Below are 14,022 nucleotides of genomic sequence, written 5' to 3' on the forward strand. Positions count from 1 at the left end.
GGGGCCCTTCGCCCAAGCCTGGGTCAAACCTCGCTCCAGCTCACGACCCCGGTGAAGGCCGTGACCAGCACGATGATGCCGAAGGCGATGCGGTACCAGGCAAACGGCACGAAGCTGTTGGTGGAGATGTAGCGCAGCAGCCAGCGCACGCACAGCCAGGCGCTGATGAAGGAGAACACCAGGCCCACGGCGAACATGGGGATGTCGGCCACCGACAGCAGGGCGCGTTCCTTGTAGAGACTGTAGACGCCGGCCCCGATCAGCGTGGGAATGGCCAGGAAGAACGAAAAGTCGGTCGCCGCCTTGCGCGACAGGCCCATCAGCATGCCGCCGATGATGGTGGCGCCGCTGCGGCTGGTGCCGGGAATCATGGCCAGGCACTGCACCAGGCCGACCTTGAGGGCATCGAGCGGCGTCATCTCGTCCACGGTCTGCACGCGCATGGCCGAGGCGGGCCGGCGCTCGGCCCACAGGATGACGAAGCCGCCCAGGATGAAGGTGGTGGCCACCACGGTGGGCGTGAACAGGTGCGCCTTGATGAACTTGCCGAAGATCAGCGCCAGCACCACGGCCGGCAGGAAGCCGATGATGACGTTCAGCGTGAGCCGCTGCGCCTGGCGGCTGGTGGGCAGGTCGACCACGGTGGAGCGGATCTTCTGCCAGTACACCAGCACCACGGCGAAGATGGCGCCGGTCTGGATGGCGATGTCGAAGACCTTGGCCTTGGCATCGTCGAAGCCCAGCAGCGAGCCTGCAAGGATGAGGTGCCCGGTGGAAGAGATGGGAAGGAACTCCGTCAGTCCTTCCACGATGCCCATGATGGCGGCCTTGACCAGCAAAAGAATGTCCACGGCAAGCGTCCTGTCGCAATGCAAAAGTGGGCCATTATCTGCGCTGGCCATGGCCTGCCGGTGTCCGCCTGCCCGCCTGTCAGCGGCAATCGCAAACTTTTACAACGCCGGGCCCGCGACGTTGCTGCGCGCCCGGCACTGTGCTGCAATGTGGGTGCGCTGGACTTCAGCGCGCCTTCAAAACCATTCCATCATGAAAAAAATCGTTGTTCTGGCAGTTGTCTCCCTGGCCTGCAGCATGGGCATGGCCGCAGGGGACAAGGCTCCCACGGCCCAGCAAAAGCTGATGGGCACCTGCAACACCGAAGCCACCGGCAAGAAAGGCGACGAGCGCAAGGAGTTCATGAAGTCCTGCCTGTCCGACGGCAAGAAGCGCCAGCAGGAACGCATGAAGACCTGCAACGTGGACGCCACGGGCAAGAAGGGTGATGAGCGCAAGGCGTTCATGAGCGAATGCTTGAAGAAGGATTGACCCCCTGAGCGGCTGCGCCGCTTCCCCCTTCTCGCTTCGCGGAGGGGGACGACACCCTCGGTGCGGGGCGGCCCTTCCTCGGTGTCCCTCGCTTTAGGGCGCGCCAGTCGGGATGGCCTTGAGCCCGTCAAGCATTGCAAAAAGCCACCGTTTTCGGTGGCTTTGCTGTTTAGGCGGATAGTTTTCTGATTTGGCTATCAATGGAGCCGTGCACTACCGACAGCCGTTCAAACTCGCAGGGCTCAAGCGCGGGCAGCCGAGCAAGGGCCGCCCCGCAGTGAGGGCTGCGTCCCCCTCCGCGAAGCGAGAAGGGGGAAGCGGCGCAGCCGCTCAGGGGGTCATCTTCCTAGCCCTGCGTTTGCGCCACCAGATGATGACGCCGGTGATCGACAGGACTGCGACGAGCACGCCGACGAAGGACATGAGCACGCGGCCGGGGGTGCCGAGGATGCGGCCGCTGTGCAGGGGCAGCTGCAGCTGGACGAAGACGTCGGCTGCCGTGCCGTGCCAGGGGCGGTATGTGCCCAGGACTTCGCCGTTGTCCGAGCTGACGTAGATGTTGGACAGGCCCATGCCCATGGCGCCGGTTTCGTCGTGCGGGTCGAAGAAGGAGATGTTGTAGAACGGGAAGTCGCCGCCCCACCAGATGCCGCCTGCGGGCTGGGCGAAGCCCAGGCGCTTTGCCTCGCTCTGGGCGATGGCGATGGCCTGGGCGAACGAGACCTTGGGCACGAGGAGCGTGCCCTGGGGCGCAGGCTTGAGGGTTTCGTAGGGGCCGGGCGTGGTGGTGGAGACGGTGCTCATCACCGGGTAGAAGACTTCGCGGTACAGGTTCAGCGAGAACGAGGTGAAGGCCACGATGACGATGACGGCCCAGACCCACAGGCCCCCCGCGCGGTGCAGGTCGAAGTTGAGCTTGTAGGCGCCGCCGCCCCAGCGCACGCGCCACGAGGGCAGCCAGCGGCGCCACCACGATCCCACGGCCGCCGTCAGGCGCGGGGCGCTTTTCCTGAGCTTGACGGGAAAGGTCAGCAGCAGCGCGACAAAGCTGTCGGCCACCCACAGCAGGGCCAGGCTGCCCATGAACCAGTAGCCCCAGCGGTCCGTGCCCCAAAAGCGCGGGGCCAGCAGGCTTTCGTGCAGGTGGCGCAGCCAGGGCATGAGGTTGCGCTGGCTGAGCGCAAAGCTGCGCCCGTTGCGCTGGCCGGTGATGTGGCCGCTGACCGGGTCGACGAAGACCGTGTCATAGCCCAGCGCAGGCGCCTGGCCCGTGGCCGGGTCAGGCCGGGGGCGCACCATGAACATGGCGGCTTCGCCCTCGACCAGGCCCAGGGTCATGTAGCTGATCTCGGCGCGCGGCTCGCTGGCCTGCACGGCGGCGGCCAGCTCCAGCGGGGTCTTCAGCGGGCCGCGTGCCGGGGTCTCCAGCATGTCGGCGTTGAGCCATTCGTCGATTTCATGGTCCCAGGACAGCACGGCCCCGGTGAGGCCGGCCATGGTGAGGAAACCGGCCAGCACCAGGCCTATCCAGCGGTGCACCACCGTCCACAACGCGCGCATGCTTCAGATCGCTCCGGCTCAGAAGTCCACCGATGCGCTCAGCGAGAAGGTGCGCGGCATGGACTGCACCAGGTAGTTGGCGCCCGGGTAGCCGCCCACGGACGACCAGTAGCCCTTGTCGAACAGGTTGTCGATGCGCGCGCGCAGGGTCAGCAGGCGGTTGTTGCCGATGTCCATGAGATAACGCGCGCCGATGTCGGTGCGCGTCCAGGAGGCCACCTTCAGCGTGTTGGCGCCGTTGGCGTACTGGCTGGAGGTGTGCATCACGCGCGCATTGAGGGCCAGGCCCGAGACGCCGGGCACATCCCAGTCCACGCCCAGGTTGAGCAGGCGCTTGGGCACGCCGATGGCGTAGTTGCCGATGGTGGTGGCATCGGCGGCCTCGCGGATCTTGGCCTCGCTGAAGGTCACGCCGCCCAGCACGCGCAGGCCCTTGACGGGCTCGCCGAAGACCGTGGCCTCCAGGCCGCTGTTGCGCTGCTTGCCGTACTGGCCGAAGACCTGGTTGGCCACATAGGCCGAAGGCATGTCCGTGGTGTACAGCGCCACCGTGGCGCCCAGCTGCTGGCCCTGCCACTTGAAGCCGATTTCCTTCTGGCGCGACTTGTAGGGCGCGAACACCTGGCCGCCGTTGGACACGGGCAGTTCGTTGGCCGTCTGCGGCGCCACGGCGCCCTTGGTCAGGCCTTCGATGTAGTTGGCGTAGACCGAGGTGTTCTCGCTGGTCTTGAACACCAGGCCCAGCATGGGCGTGGTGGCCGACTTCTTGTAGTTGTCGGTCTGCGCGCCCGTGTTGTAGTCGTAGCTGCTTTGCTCGATGCTCTGGCGGCGCACGCCCACGGTCAGGCGCAGGCGCTCGTCCAGCATCGTCAGCGTGTCGCCGATGGCGAAGCTGTTGAGTTGGGTTTCACCGGCACGCGTGGGATCGGCCAGATTGCCGCCGAACAGCGTCATCGCCGGGCGCGCGCTGCTCCAGGGGTTGTAGATGTTGTTGACCACGCCAAAGCCCATGCCCCAGGCATTGCGCTCGGTGGCCGAGTAGGTGCTGGCCGTGGCCACCAGCTCATGGCCCACGCTGCCCGTGGCCAGGCGCGTGCGGATGCCGACCTCGCCCGTGCCCACGCTGTCCTTGCGCTTGTTGTCGAAGCGCGTGCCCGTGGTGTCGCCGGCCGCATTCGTAACGGTCACGCCGCTCAGGGAGTTGTCTTCCTTGCCGCGGCGCAGGCCGCCTGCGGCCCAGGCCGTGGTGGTGTCGTTGATGTCCCATTCGGCACGCAGCGTGGCGAACAGGTCGCGCTCGGTGGAGTACGACCAGTTCTGGCCGTAGTTGGTCTTGTTGTCGGGCACGGCCGGGATGAAGTTGCCGGGCGTCACGCTGGGGCGGCCGCCGTTGTAGCTGTTGCGCTGGTAGCCCACGTCGCCCGACAGGCGCACGTTGCGGCTGCGCCAGTCCAGGCCCACGCCCAGGGCGGTGAGCGAGCGGTCTTCGCCATCCACGCCCGTGCCGCCGTCGCGGCGCACTGCGTTCAGGCGGATGCCGGTGCTCTGGTCAGGGCCGAAGCGGCGCGAGATGTCGGTGGAGACAAAGGCCTGGCCGCCCGTCTGTATGCCGGCGCCCACGCGCGTCAGCGCATCGTTGCCGGCGCGCTTGGGCAGCAGGCTGATGGTGCCGCCAATGCCGCTGCCGCCCGGTGCCGCGCCATTGAGGAAGGCATTGGCGCCGCGCAGCACCTCCACGCGCTCGAAGAACTCCGAGGCAATGTACTGGCGCGGCAGCAGGCCGTACAGGCCGTTGTAGGCGATGTCGTCCGAGTACACCGGGAAGCCGCGCAGCACATACAGCTCCTGGAAGTTGCCGAAGCCGCGCGCCTGGCGCACGCCCGGGTCGTTGAGCAGCACGTCGCCCACGCTCTTGGACTGGGTGTCTTCGATCAGCTGCTGCGTGTAGCTGGTGGTGGAGAACGAGGAATTCTTCCAGTCCAGCGTGCCCAGCACGCCGTTGCGCGCCCCCGTGGCCACCTGGCCGCCTGCGAAGGGCTTGGACAGGCCCTGGGCCGATGCGTCGGCACTGGCCTCCACCGTCACGGCCTCTAGCACGGGGTCGCCGCCCCGGGTCTGGGCAATCAGGGCCTGCTGGCTGCACAGGCAGAGAACGGCCAGGGAAATCGGGCGGATGGAGGGCATGAGGATGATACTGAGAATGATTTACAGAATCCGTTAGCTTACCAACCACGTTAGGGCGCTGCTATGAATTTTCTCAATCTGTTGCATCGAAGCAATCCTCCAAGTGATTGAATTCAAAGGCCCTTTGCAATAGTTTGTGCGCACTCCCCATAGCCGCAATCTTCCAACGACCACGGAGATCCTTGCAGCTCGCGGCGCCCCGATGCATCTGGCACCCTGCCCGCGCACGTCCGTCGCATGGCGCTGGCCCGGCCCGCGTCCTGCAGCGACAGTCCTGTCCCATACAGGCCCACCAATCCGGGCCGCACGCCAGGACACCGCCATGCAAATGACACCGCTGATCGCCATCCACATGAGCGCCGCCCTCGGGGCCACGGCCACGGGTGCCATCGCCTTGCTGGCACGCCGCCAGGCCGCCGTCCATCCCCGCCTGCACCGCGCGGCCGGCTACGCCTTCGTCACGCTCATGGTCTGCGCGGCGGTGTCCGCCTGCTTCATCCGCGACTACCGCCTGCCCAACTGGGCCGGCTACACGCCCGTCCACCTGCTGGTGCCGCTGACCTTTGCCGGCCTGGGCCGCTCGTTCTGGCACCTGTACCACGGCAACATCGCCGGCCACCGCAAGATCATGCGCAGCGTCTACATAGGCGCCTGCGTCGTGGCGGGCCTGTTCACCCTGCTGCCCGGCCGCTACCTGGGCGACCTGCTGTGGCAGCAGCTGGGCCTGGCCTGACGCCGCTTTCCTTCCCCCTGACGGAGAACTTCCCATGCGCACCCTCGATACCCTTGATCGCCGCGATCCCTCTGCCCGCCACGACGACGATGCCCTGGAGCGCATGGCGCGCCGCCGCGCAGGCGCCAAGATGGGCTGGATGATCCACGCCAGCGTCTATGTGCTGGTCAACCTCGGGCTGGCGGCGCTGTCGCTGTCCCAGGGCAGGCACTGGGCCATCTTCCCGGCCCTGGGCTGGGGCCTGGGGCTGGCCATCCACGGGGCCGTGGTCTGGCTGGCCCTGCCGGGCAACGGCTGGCACGGGCGCATGGTGGAGCGTGAGCGGCAGGCGCTGCAGTCACGCCAGGGCCGCGCCCGCTGAACGACGCCATGGGACTACCATTGCTCTCCATGCCCGACCTCGCATCCAACGCCCCATCCCAGCGGGCCGCACAGGGCCACATCGTGGAACGGACCACGCTGCTGCGCCACGGCATCGCAACGACCTCGGCCTGCGCCCTGATTGCCGCCGCATTCAGCCTGAGCAACCACGGCCGCTGGGACGTGAACCTCATCTACTCGCTGTCGATCGGCCTGACCAGCTGGCTCACCATCGAACTGGGCCGCTGGCGCCTGACGCGGGGCCAGGACATTCCCTGGCCCGGCGGCTGGCGCGGCGCCGCGCTGGTGGTGGCCGGCATCGTGACGGGGTTCGTGATCGGGTCGCTGATCGGCACGGCGTACAGGAAGTGGGCCGATCCCGACGCCAGCACGGCCCTGATGCACCGGCTGTGGATACCGCTGGCCGTCACCATCGTCGCCAGCACGGTGATGTCGCTGGCCTTCTTCCTGCTGGGCTACTCGCGCCACCTGCAGATGCAGGCCGAGCAGGCCCGACGCCAGGCGGCCGAGGCCAAACTCACCCTGCTGCAGGCCCAGCTGGAGCCGCACATGCTGTTCAACACCCTGGCCAACCTGCGCGTGCTGGTGGCCAGCGACCCGCAGCGCGCCCAGGCCATGCTGGACCATCTGATCGCCTACCTGCGCGCCACGCTGGGCGGCTCGCGCAGCACCGAGCATGCGCTGGGCGAAGAGTTCGCACGCCTGCGCGACTACCTGGCGCTGATGTCCATCCGCATGGGCGCGCGCCTGCAATACACGCTGGACCTGCCCGAGGACCTGGCCCAGGTACCCGTTCCGCCGCTGCTGCTGCAGCCCCTGGTGGAAAACTGCATACGCCACGGACTGGAGCCCAAGCTGGAAGGCGGGCATATCGCCGTGCGCGCGCGCCGCACCGCCGGCGGCCAGCTGGAGCTGACCGTGGCCGACAACGGCATGGGCCTGGACACCGGAGCGCCCGCCCTGCCCGGCAGCCGCTTCGGCACGGCCCAGCTGCGCGAGCGCCTGGCCAGCCGCTATGGCGACGCCGCGCACTTCGAACTGGCCGCCCTGCCCGAAGGCGGCACGCTCGCCAAAATCACCATTGCCAACGCCGGTTGAAATGACCCACGCCCCCCGCGCCCTGATCGCCGAAGACGAACCCCTGCTGGCCGAGGACCTGCGCCAGGCCCTGGCCCGCGCCTGGCCCGAGTTGCAGATCGCCGCCATGGTGGGCGACGGCCTGAGTGCCGCCCGGCAGGCGCTGGCGCTGCAGCCTGATGTGCTGTTCTTCGACATCCGTATGCCGGGCCAAAGCGGCCTGGAGGCCGCCGCCGAACTGGCCGACGCCTGGCCAGAGGCGCAGCCATTTCCCATCCTGGTCTTCGTGACCGCCTATGACCAGTACGCCATGGACGCCTTCGAGGCCCAGGCGGTGGACTACCTGCTCAAGCCCGTGCAGCCCGAGCGGCTGGCGCGCAGCGTGCAGCGCCTGCGCGAGTTGCTGGCCCAGCGCACGGTGGCCCCGGCTGGCGCTGCCCTGGCGCAGGCGCTGGAGCAATTGCGGCACCTGGCCGGTGCCACGGCCCCCGCCGCCACCGCCACCGAGCCGCCGCTGCAGATGATCCAGGCCGGCGTGGGCACGCAGATCCAGATGGTGCCCGTGCACGACGTTGTCTACTTCGAGGCGGCCGACAAGTACGTGCGCGTGCTCACGGCCTCGCATGAGTACCTGGTGCGCACGCCGCTCAAGGAGCTGCTGCCCCGGCTGGATGCCGAGGAATTCTGGCAGGTGCACCGCGGCACGGTGGTGCGTGCGGCGGCCATTGCCAATGCCCAGCGCGACGAGGCCGGCCGGCTGTGGCTGCAGCTGCGCGAGCGAGCGGAAAAACTGGCCGTCAGCCGCCTCTACGCGCAGCGGTTCAAGGCGATGTAGGTGGCGATGTAGGTGGCGATGTAGACGCCGGCTCCGTCAGCGCAGCGGCGGCTGATCGGGCAGGTCCAGCACGTCGTCCCAGGCCACGCCCTGCATCTCGTCCCAATGGGCGACGATCACGCAGCGCGGCCCGTGCCCGGCCACGGGGGCCGAGTGCTGGCCGGCCCGGTTCAGCCCGGCCAGCGTGCGCTGCACATGGTCGATCGATCCCCGGTCCAGCGCGGCCAGCGGCTCGTCGATCAGCAGCAGCGGCACGCCGCTGGCCCAGCCCGCCGCCATCCACAGCTTGCGCAGGCTGCCCGTGGACAGGGCCAGCAGGGGCTTGTGCAGGTGGGGCTCCAGGCCCAGGCCGTCGGCATGGGCCTGCCATGCCGCCTCGCTCCAGGCCGGGTGCAACTGCCGCTGGGCCTGCACCCATTCCTGCGCGGGCCGGGCGCGCTCGGCATTGGACAGTTCGGCGCGCGGGTCGCGCCAGAACAGCGCGGGGCGCTGCGACGGGTCCGGCTGCTGCGGATACGCCAGGCGCCCGCCCTGCAAAGGCAACTGGCCGGCCAGCATTTGCAGCAGGCTGGTCTTGCCGCAGCCCTCGCCGCCGCGCACCAGGCACAGGCCCACGGGCCAGTCGTGCGAGGCACCATCCCACAGCAGCAGGCCCGGCTGCCCGAAGCGCAGGGACTGCGCGCTCACCATCGGCGGCGCCATCGATTGCTGTGCGGTGTCCATCTGAATGTCTTTCCGGTTCTGCGATGCGGGCGATTGTGCACGCGGCACAATGCCGGGCTTTCCATTTTTCCATCACGCAGGCGGACCCCACCATGACCCTCGACTACCTGGATTTCGACTACAGCGAAGACGACGAAGGCACGGGCTGCTGGGACGCCATGGCCAGCGTGCCCGCCACGCGCGTGCCGGCCCTGGCGGCCGAGGTGGAGCAATTGCTGGCCTGGGCGCACCGCCGCTTCAAGGGCCGGCGCGGCCCCATCGAGGAAGGCGGCGACTGGGACTACGAGCTGCAGGCCCAGGACGACGGCGGCCAGCCGCTGGGCTGGCGCTTTGACGCAGCCACGGCGCGCCTGCAATCCGTGGCGGCAGGGGATGGCCGTACCACGGTGAACCTGTCGATCAGCGGCAGCGCGGCCTTCGGCGAAGCGTTGCGCCAGGCCTTCGAGCTGCAGGACTGAGCATCAGCGCGCGACAGCCTGCGGCCCCTGCACGGAGGCCGGGCCCAGCGGCTGCCACCGCCCGGCCACGTTCTTGAGCAAGGTGTTGACGGCGGCCAGCCGCCGGTTGCGCACATCGATCAGGCTGCGCCGGGCCGACAGCACCGTGGTCTGGGCGCTGAGCACATTCAGATAGGCCACCGTGCCCGCGCGGTACTGGTTGTTGACGACATCCAGCGCCTTCTGCGCGGCGGCCACGGCCTCGATCTGCACCTGCTGCTCGCGCGCCAGGGCGGATGCGGTGACCAGGTTGTCCTCCACCTCCTGCAACGCCGTCAGCACGGTCTGGCGGTAGGTGGCGGCGGCCAGGTCCAGCGAGGCACGCGCCGACTCCACGGCCGCCGTGCGCGCGCCGCCGTCGAACAGCGCCAGCGCCAGCGACGGGCCCAGCGACCAGAACAGATTGGGCGCACTCACCAGGTTGGACAGCGATGCACCCCGGTAGCCGGCCGTGGCCGACAGCGTGAGCGCCGGGAAGAAGGCCGCGCGCGCCACGCCCACCTGGGCATTGGCGGCGGCCACGCGGCGCTCGGCCGCAGCAATGTCGGGGCGCTGCTCCAGCAGTTGGGACGAGAGCATGGCCGGCACCTCGGGCGGCGGCGGCAGCTCGGCGCCGGCCTCCAGGCTGAAGGCGGCCGGCGGCAGGCCCAGCAGCGCGGCCAGGGCGTGCTCCAGCTGGGCACGGCTGGTCTGTGCCTCGATGAGCTGGGCCTGGGTGCTTTTGTACTGCGCCTCGGCCTGGGCCACGTCGGCCGACGAGGCAACGCCCGCGCGGTAGCGGTTGTTGGTGAGCTTGAGGCTTTGCTCGTAGCCCTGCAGCGTTTCCTGCAGCAGCCGCACGCTGGCATCGGCCGCGCGCAGCGAGAAATAGGTCTGCGTGATCGATGCCTGGGCCGACAGGCGCGCGGCGGCCAGGTCGTCGCTGCTGGCCTGGGCGCTGGCCTGGCTGGCGCTGACCGTGCCCGACACGCGGCCCCACAGGTCCAGCTCCCAGCTGGCGTTCAGGCCCAGCGAGTAGTTGGTCGAGATGTTGCCGCTACTGCCGGTGTTGCCGCCCGTGCCTGATGCACCTGATGCACCGGAGGCTCCGCCGCTGCGCGAGCGCGTGGCGCCGGCCGTGCTGCCCAGCGTGGGGAACAGCCCGGCCTGGCTGCTGGCCACGGCCGCCTGCGCGGCACGCAGGCGCGCGGCGGCCTGGGCAATGCTCTGGTTGCCGGTGGCGGCCTGCTGCTGCAGGCGGTTGAGCTGCTCGTCGCCGAACAGCTCCCACCAGTTGTCGGGCACCTGCGCACGCGACGGATCTGCGGGCCGCCAGATGCCGGCCTCGGCCGCCTCGGGCGTGGCTTCCTTGAACTGGGCCGGCACCTCGAGTGCGGGGCGCTGGTAGGCGCTCTGCGTGGAGCAGCCGGCCAGCAGCGCGGCAGCCAGCCAGATCGCCGGGGTTTGGAGTGTCTTCAGCTGCATGGCCTTGGGCTTTCGGATTCGGTTCACTGGGGTGATGCGGCGGGCACAGGGGTGCCGCGGTCTTTGCCCTGCACGCGGCCACGCAGGCCCATGACACGCTGGCGCAGCCTGTCCAGCAGCACATAGACCACGGGCGTGGTGTAGAGCGTGAGCAGCTGGCTCAGCATCAGGCCGCCCACGATGGCAATGCCCAGCGGCTGGCGCAGCTCGGCGCCATCGCCCCGGCCCAGGGCCAGCGGCAGCGCGCCGCAGATGGCCGCCAGGCTGGTCATGAGGATGGGGCGCAGCCGCAGCTCGCAGGCACGGTAGATGGCCTGGGCGGCCGTGGCATGGCCGGCGCGCTGCCGCTCCAGCGCGAAGTCGATCATCATGATGGCGTTCTTCTTGACGATGCCGATCAGCAAAATCACCCCGATCAGCGCAATCAGCGAGAACTCCGTCTTGAACAGCATCAGCGCCATCAGCGCGCCCACGCCGGCCGAGGGCAGCGTGGACAGGATGGTCAGCGGATGCACCAGGCTCTCATAGAGCACGCCCAGCACCAGGTAGATGGTGATGATGGCCGCCAGGATCAGCAGCGGCTGCCCCGACAGCGCCTGCTGGAAGGCCCCGGCCGTGCCGCTGAAGCTGCCGCGCACCGACACGGGCACGCCCAGCTCGGCCACGGCCGCGCGGATGGCGTCGCTGGCATCCGACAGCGCCACGCCCTCGGCCAGGCTGAAGCTGATGGTGCTGGCCGGCGTGCCCCGGTCGTGGTTCACGGCCAGCGGCGTGTTGGTGGTGGTGATACGCGCAAACGAGGTCAGCGGCACCTGCACGCCCTGGTTGTTCACGAAGAAGAAGCCGCGCAGCGTCTCTGGGCTTTGCAGGTAGCGGGGCGCGGCCTCCATCACCACGCGGTACTGGTTGAGCGGGTTGTAGATCACGCCCACCTGGCGCTGGCCGAAGGCGTTGTTGAGCGTGCCGTCGATCTGAGACACCGTCAGCCCCAGGCGCGTGGCCGCGTCGCGGTCGATCACCAGCGAGGTCTGCAGGCCGAAGTCGGACACATCGCTGTTCACGTCCGTGAGCTGGGGCAGCTGCGACAGCACCTGGCGGATGCGCGGCTCCCAGGTGCGCAGGTCCTGGATATCGTCGGCCTGCAGCGTGTAGTCGTACGAGCCCGAGCTTTGCCGCCCGCCGATGCGGATATCGCTTTGCGTGACCATGAACAGCCGCGCGCCGGGCTCGTTCTTGAGCTTGTCGCGCAGGCGGTTGATCACCTCGTCGGAAGACACCTTGCGCTCGGCCAGCGGCTTGAGCGACATGAACATGTTGGCCGCATTGCGCTGGCCGCCGCCCGTGAAGCCCGTCACGTACTCCACGGCCGGGTCTTCCTGCACGATGGACAGGAAGCGCTTGAGCCGCTGCTCCATGGCCTGGTAGGAGGTGGACTGGTCGGCTCGGATGAAGCCCATCACGCGGCCCGTGTCCTGGCTGGGCATGAAACCCTTGTCGATGGCCATGTACAGGTGCACGTTCAGCGCCACCACGCCGGCCAGCACCAGCAGCACCAGCGGCTGGTGGCGCAGGCACCAGGCCAGGCTTGCGCGGTAGCCGGACATGGCACGCCGCTCGGCCCGGCCCACCCAGGCGCCGAAGCGGTCCCAGGCGCGCTGCAGGCCATTGCGCGGCCGGCCCGGCTGCGGCACGCGCTGCGGCCGCAGCAGCGCCGCGCACATCATGGGCGTGGTGGTCAGCGACACCACCATCGAGATCAGAATGGCCGCCGACATCACCACCGCGAACTCGCGGAAGAACCGCCCCACGATGCCGCCCATGAACAGGATGGGCACGAACACCGCGATCAGCGACAGGCTCATGGACACCACGGTGAACCCGATCTCGCGCGCCCCGTCCAGCGCCGCGCGCAGCGCGGTCTTGCCGCGCTCCATGTGGCGCATCACGTTCTCCAGCACCACGATGGCATCGTCCACCACAAAGCCCGTGGCCACGGTCAGCGCCATCAGCGACAGGTTGTCCAGCGTATAGCCGGCCAGGTACATCACGCCGAACGTGCCCGCCAGCGACACCGGCACGGCCACGGCCGGAATCAGCGTGGCCCGGCCATTGCGCAGGAACAGGAACACCACCAGGATCACCAGCGCCACGGCGATCAACAGCGCCCGCTCCACCTCCACCACCGAGGCACGCAGCGTGGGCGTGCGGTCGGACACGATGGTCAGATCGATGGCCTCCGGAATGGACGCCTTGAGCTGCGGCAGCAAAGAGCGCACGCGCGCCACGGCCTCCAGAATGTTGGCGTCCGGCTGCTTGAAGATCTGCAGCAGGATGGCGGGCTTGCCATTGGCCACGCCGTAGTTGCGCACGTCCTGCACCGAATCCGTGACATCGGCCACGTCCTGCAGCCGGATCGCATTGCCATTGCTCCAGCGCAGCACCAGCGGCGCATAGTCGGCCGCCACGCGCGCCTGGTCATTGGCGGTCACCTGCCAGTAATGGTCCTCGCGCTCCACCGCGCCCAGCGGCCGGTTGGCATTCGTGGCCGAAATGGCGGTACGCACCTGGTCCAGCGACACGCCATTGGCCGCCAGCTTCACCGGGTCCAGCTCCACGCGCACGGCCGGCAGCGCCCCCCCGCTGATGGACGCCTGGCCCACGCCCTCCACCTGCGACAGCTTCTGCGCCAGCACGGTGGACGCCGCGTCATACATCTGCCCGCGCGTCAGCGCGCTGGACGTGAGCGCCAGGATCATGATCGGCGCATCGGCCGGATTCACCTTGCGATACGTAGGATTGCCCGGCATGCCCGAAGGCAGCAGCGTGCGCGCCGCATTGATGGCGGCCTGCACATCGCGCGCAGCGCTATCCACCGTGCGCGACAGATCGAACTGCAGCGTGATGCGCGTACTGCCCAGGCTGGAGCTGGACGTGATCTCATTGACCCCCGCAATCGCCCCCAGCGCCCGCTCCAGCGGCGTCGCCACCGTGGCAGCCATGGTGTCGGGGCTTGCACCGGGCAGGCTGGCCGACACCGAAATCGTCGGATAGTCCACCTGCGGCAGCGGCGCCACCGGCAGCAGGAAATACGACACCGCCCCCGCCAGCGCCAGGCCGATGGTCATCAGCATGGTGGCAATGGGCCGGAAGATGAACGGCGCAGAGAGATTGGACAGCTGGCTCATGACCAAGCCCCCACAGAACGAGGCCGAGCAAAGCGAAGGCACGTCCCCCAGCCTTTCCCC

12 protein-coding genes are annotated in these 14,022 nt (G+C 68.8%); 6 read left to right on the plus strand and 6 right to left on the minus strand.

Annotation, left to right across the window (positions count from 1 at the left end; genetic code table 11):
- Positions 1-23: 23 nt before the first annotated feature.
- Entirely contained in the window at positions 24-851 is an 828-nt protein-coding gene (locus A4F85_RS13380; protein WP_063326858.1) for an undecaprenyl-diphosphate phosphatase, read from the minus strand.
- A 193-nt stretch (positions 852-1,044) separates the two neighbouring features.
- On the opposite strand from A4F85_RS13380, the gene A4F85_RS13385 reads away from it, so the two are divergent.
- Complete coding sequence (locus A4F85_RS13385) at positions 1,045-1,323, plus strand: PsiF family protein (protein WP_043781210.1); 279 nt, start codon at positions 1,045-1,047, stop codon at positions 1,321-1,323.
- A gap of 330 nt (positions 1,324-1,653) precedes the next feature.
- On the opposite strand, the gene A4F85_RS13390 is transcribed toward A4F85_RS13385, so the two are convergent.
- On the minus strand, positions 1,654-2,883 hold the full coding sequence (locus tag A4F85_RS13390; RefSeq protein ID WP_016449690.1) for a PepSY-associated TM helix domain-containing protein: 1,230 nt from the start codon (positions 2,881-2,883) through the stop codon (positions 1,654-1,656).
- An 18-nt stretch (positions 2,884-2,901) separates the two neighbouring features.
- Positions 2,902-5,067: a TonB-dependent receptor gene (locus A4F85_RS13395; RefSeq protein ID WP_063326859.1), complete on the minus strand. Its 2,166-nt coding sequence runs from the start codon at positions 5,065-5,067 to the stop codon at positions 2,902-2,904.
- A gap of 322 nt (positions 5,068-5,389) precedes the next feature.
- Between A4F85_RS13395 and A4F85_RS13400 the strand changes: the two genes are divergently transcribed.
- Genes A4F85_RS13400 through A4F85_RS13415 form a run of 4 tightly spaced genes read left to right on the plus strand, consistent with a single transcriptional unit; the run spans position 5,390 to position 8,093 of the window.
- Positions 5,390-5,800 carry a DUF2306 domain-containing protein gene (locus A4F85_RS13400; protein ID WP_013803596.1) on the plus strand — a complete coding sequence of 137 codons (411 nt, stop codon included), beginning with the start codon at positions 5,390-5,392 and terminating at the stop codon, positions 5,798-5,800.
- Positions 5,801-5,834: 34 nt separating this feature from the next.
- On the plus strand, positions 5,835-6,161 hold the full coding sequence (locus A4F85_RS13405) for a 2TM domain-containing protein (RefSeq protein ID WP_063326860.1): 327 nt from the start codon (positions 5,835-5,837) through the stop codon (positions 6,159-6,161).
- A gap of 29 nt (positions 6,162-6,190) precedes the next feature.
- Positions 6,191-7,279, plus strand: a complete 1,089-nt coding sequence (locus tag A4F85_RS13410) for a sensor histidine kinase (RefSeq protein WP_063326861.1) — start codon at positions 6,191-6,193, stop codon at positions 7,277-7,279.
- A 1-nt stretch (position 7,280) separates the two neighbouring features.
- The gene (locus A4F85_RS13415) at positions 7,281-8,093 is read left to right on the plus strand and encodes a LytR/AlgR family response regulator transcription factor (protein WP_063326862.1); all 813 of its coding nucleotides are present in this window, start codon (positions 7,281-7,283) and stop codon (positions 8,091-8,093) included.
- 36 nt (positions 8,094-8,129) lie between these two features.
- Here A4F85_RS13415 and A4F85_RS13420 read toward each other — a convergent pair whose 3' ends face one another.
- On the minus strand, positions 8,130-8,816 hold the full coding sequence (locus A4F85_RS13420; protein ID WP_231890545.1) for an ABC transporter ATP-binding protein: 687 nt from the start codon (positions 8,814-8,816) through the stop codon (positions 8,130-8,132).
- 92 nt (positions 8,817-8,908) lie between these two features.
- On the opposite strand from A4F85_RS13420, the gene A4F85_RS13425 reads away from it, so the two are divergent.
- The gene (locus A4F85_RS13425; RefSeq protein ID WP_063326864.1) at positions 8,909-9,274 is read left to right on the plus strand and encodes a hypothetical protein; all 366 of its coding nucleotides are present in this window, start codon (positions 8,909-8,911) and stop codon (positions 9,272-9,274) included.
- Between the two features lie 3 nt (positions 9,275-9,277).
- Here the strand turns inward: A4F85_RS13425 and A4F85_RS13430 are convergent, their stop codons facing one another.
- Positions 9,278-10,777 carry an efflux transporter outer membrane subunit gene (locus tag A4F85_RS13430; RefSeq protein WP_063326865.1) on the minus strand — a complete coding sequence of 500 codons (1,500 nt, stop codon included), beginning with the start codon at positions 10,775-10,777 and terminating at the stop codon, positions 9,278-9,280.
- 23 nt (positions 10,778-10,800) lie between these two features.
- A complete protein-coding gene (locus A4F85_RS13435; RefSeq protein WP_063326866.1) occupies positions 10,801-13,962 on the minus strand; it encodes a multidrug efflux RND transporter permease subunit in 3,162 nt (1,053 codons plus the stop codon).
- Positions 13,963-14,022: the final 60 nt, after the last annotated feature.

Source organism: Delftia sp. GW456-R20, assembly GCF_001622915.1.
In the GTDB taxonomy this organism is placed as follows: domain Bacteria; phylum Pseudomonadota; class Gammaproteobacteria; order Burkholderiales; family Burkholderiaceae_C; genus Comamonas; species Comamonas acidovorans.

What these genes read in the sequence shown, in the direction of transcription:
- A4F85_RS13385 (WP_043781210.1), top strand. Translation starts at nt 1,045, where the DNA reads ATGAAAAAAATCGTTGTTCTGGCAGTTGTCTCCCTGGCCTGCAGCATG.
- A4F85_RS13390 (WP_016449690.1), bottom strand. Translation starts at nt 2,883, where the DNA reads ATGCGCGCGTTGTGGACGGTGGTGCACCGCTGGATAGGCCTGGTGCTG.
- A4F85_RS13395 (WP_063326859.1), bottom strand. Translation starts at nt 5,067, where the DNA reads ATGCCCTCCATCCGCCCGATTTCCCTGGCCGTTCTCTGCCTGTGCAGC.
- A4F85_RS13400 (WP_013803596.1), top strand. Translation starts at nt 5,390, where the DNA reads ATGCAAATGACACCGCTGATCGCCATCCACATGAGCGCCGCCCTCGGG.
- A4F85_RS13405 (WP_063326860.1), top strand. Translation starts at nt 5,835, where the DNA reads ATGCGCACCCTCGATACCCTTGATCGCCGCGATCCCTCTGCCCGCCAC.
- A4F85_RS13410 (WP_063326861.1), top strand. Translation starts at nt 6,191, where the DNA reads ATGCCCGACCTCGCATCCAACGCCCCATCCCAGCGGGCCGCACAGGGC.
- A4F85_RS13415 (WP_063326862.1), top strand. Translation starts at nt 7,281, where the DNA reads ATGACCCACGCCCCCCGCGCCCTGATCGCCGAAGACGAACCCCTGCTG.
- A4F85_RS13420 (WP_231890545.1), bottom strand. Translation starts at nt 8,816, where the DNA reads ATGGACACCGCACAGCAATCGATGGCGCCGCCGATGGTGAGCGCGCAG.
- A4F85_RS13425 (WP_063326864.1), top strand. Translation starts at nt 8,909, where the DNA reads ATGACCCTCGACTACCTGGATTTCGACTACAGCGAAGACGACGAAGGC.
- A4F85_RS13430 (WP_063326865.1), bottom strand. Translation starts at nt 10,777, where the DNA reads ATGCAGCTGAAGACACTCCAAACCCCGGCGATCTGGCTGGCTGCCGCG.
- A4F85_RS13435 (WP_063326866.1), bottom strand. Translation starts at nt 13,962, where the DNA reads ATGAGCCAGCTGTCCAATCTCTCTGCGCCGTTCATCTTCCGGCCCATT.